2 protein-coding genes are annotated in these 2354 nt (G+C 59.4%); both read left to right on the top strand.

Features of this window, described 5'->3' with window-relative positions; all coding sequences use genetic code 11:
* Window positions 1–1674 (top strand): polysaccharide biosynthesis tyrosine autokinase (locus tag OP496_RS17215; protein WP_280565063.1); only part of this gene is annotated, 1674 nt, incomplete at its 5' end.
* A 186-nt stretch (window positions 1675–1860) separates the two neighbouring features.
* On the top strand, window positions 1861–2352 hold the full coding sequence (locus OP496_RS17210) for a glycosyltransferase (protein WP_280565062.1): 492 nt from the start codon (window positions 1861–1863) through the stop codon (window positions 2350–2352).
* The last annotated feature ends 2 nt before the right edge of the window (window positions 2353–2354 follow it).

The following is a 2354-nucleotide window of genomic DNA, read 5'->3' as shown; positions in this document are numbered from 1 at the left end:
GCCTTGAACTACCGTGGCGAGCGTCTGGGTGAGGGCGTTGTCGGCGAGGAAGAGAGCTTTCTCGGCGGTGCGGTGGGCGTGGAGGTAGAGTCGATCGCGGCGGCGCCAGGCGCGACCTTCACTCTGAGCCATGCGCAGCGCGTGGTGGCCGTCGAGCATCTACGCAATAATTTTGGCATTGCCGAGCGGGGTAATGGCACGGGGATTCTGGCCTGGACCCTGACCGACCCGTCGCCGGCATTGGCCGAACGAATCTTATCCACCATCGGTGATATCTACGTAACGCAGAATATCCAGCGTCAGTCGGAAGAGGCCCGCAAGAGCCTGGAGTTCTTGAGTCAGCAGGTACCCGAAGTACGCGGTGAACTTGCCAGTGCCGAGCAACAACTCAACGCTTATCGCTCCGAAAACGACAGCGTGGATATTTCCATGGAGACCCAGTCGGTGCTCGACCGCGTGGTTAATCTGGAAAGTCAGCTCAATGAGCTGGAGTTCTCCGAAGCGGAAATTTCGCGGCGATTCACGCCCAGCCACCCGACCTATGCGGCGTTGCTGGAGAAGAAAGCACAACTGAAGAAAGAACTGGCGTCCCTGGAAGACCGCATCGACGGTATGCCGGAAACCCAGCAAGAAGTCTTGCGCATGCAGCGCGATGTTTCCGTCAATCAAGAAATCTATGTGCAGTTGCGCAACAAGGTGCAGGAAATGCAGATCGCGGAGGCCAGCACCGTGGGTAATGTGCGGGTGCTGGATGAAGCGGAGCCATTTCCGCAGCCGGTGGCGCCCAACAAGATGATGAATATTGCGCTTGCCACCTTGCTGGGCGCGGCGTTTGCAGTGGTGTTAGTGATGCTGCGGGCAATGTTCAATCGCGGTCTGGAAAGCCCCGACCAGCTCGAACAACTGGGTCTGCCGGTCTATGCCATCGTGCCCAAATCGGATGACCAGGGCCGACTCAGTCGTCGCATTCGCCGGGGAGGACGCTCGCAGAGCGTGCCGGCGGGTTTGCTGGCGTGGCATCGTCCGTTGGACATCTCTATCGAGGCGATGCGCAGCCTGCGCACCAGCCTGCACTTCGCGATGCTGGATAGCACCGACAACCGCTTGATGATCGCTGGTCCTAGCCCGGGGGTGGGTAAGAGTTTCATTACCGCCAACCTGGCTGCGGTGTGTGCCCAGAACGGTCAGCGCGTGCTGGTTATCGACGGCGACATGCGTAAGGGCCAGATGCATAAGATCTTCAAGGGGCCTTCTGAAGATGGCTTGAGCGAGATATTGGCTGGGCGTCACACCTTGGCGGAAATGGCGCGTCCCGTGGAAACCGTCGAGGGGCTCGAATACTTGGCGCGTGGCGTCGTCCCACCAAATGCCTCGGAATTGCTGGCTTCGTCGCGTTTCACCGAGTTGCTGGCCACGGCTAGCGAGCGTTACGACTTGGTGATCGTCGACTCACCGCCGGTGCTGGCGGTAACCGACGCCACGGTGATTGGTAAGTGCGTGGGCACGACGCTGATGGTGGCACGCTTCCAGGTCAATCCGCCCAAGGAAGTCGAACTCGCTATGCGGCGCCTGGATACCAGTGGGGTGCGCATCAAAGGGGCCGTTCTCAATGGCTTGGAGCGCAAGGCGGCTACCGCATACACCTACGGCTATTACAACTATTCCTATCGTTAAAGGACGCCTTTCGGTGATGACGCCCGGCACCGATCGGGCGCCTTACGCGCGCCACCTCGTTTTGGTTGGGGGCGCGGCGGTTTATCCCGTTAGCGTATTTCTTCTGAACGTGGCAAATGTGCGTGAGATGGTATTTGCCAAGCGACGGACGGTGAAATGAGAGACGATAAACGGATTGCGATATACATGCCTTCGCTGGCGGGCGGTGGTGCGGAGCGTGTAATGGTGACGCTTGCCAATGGCATGGCATTACGCAATGTCAAGGTAGACCTCGTGGTGGTGAAAGCCGAGGGCGTTTACCTGGAAGACATCTCCCCGCAAGTGCGTTTGGTGGAACTTGGTGCCTCGCGCGTATTGTTTAGCTTGCCGGCGCTGGTGCGTTACCTGCGCCGCGAGCGTCCGTATGCCTTACTCTCTGCGCTCAATCACGCCAACATTATTGCGCTTTGGGCACGCAAGCTGGCCCGTTCGGGGACACGGCTGGTGGTGTCGGAGCGCAATACGCTATCTCGCGATGTGTCGAGCGGTCGTTTCAAGCGAGGGTTGCCGTGGTTGATGCGTCTGAATTATCCCTCGGCGGATGCCATAATCGCGGTCTCCAGCGGGGTGGCGGACGACCTCGCGCAGACGGTGCGCGCTTGCCGCGCGAGCGGATCGATGTTGTCTATCTGTCACTAATA

It is taken from the genome of Chromohalobacter sp. 48-RD10, assembly GCF_029889785.1.
Classification (GTDB): Bacteria; Pseudomonadota; Gammaproteobacteria; order Pseudomonadales; family Halomonadaceae; genus Chromohalobacter.
This window is presented reverse-complemented; position numbering and strand designations above follow the sequence as displayed.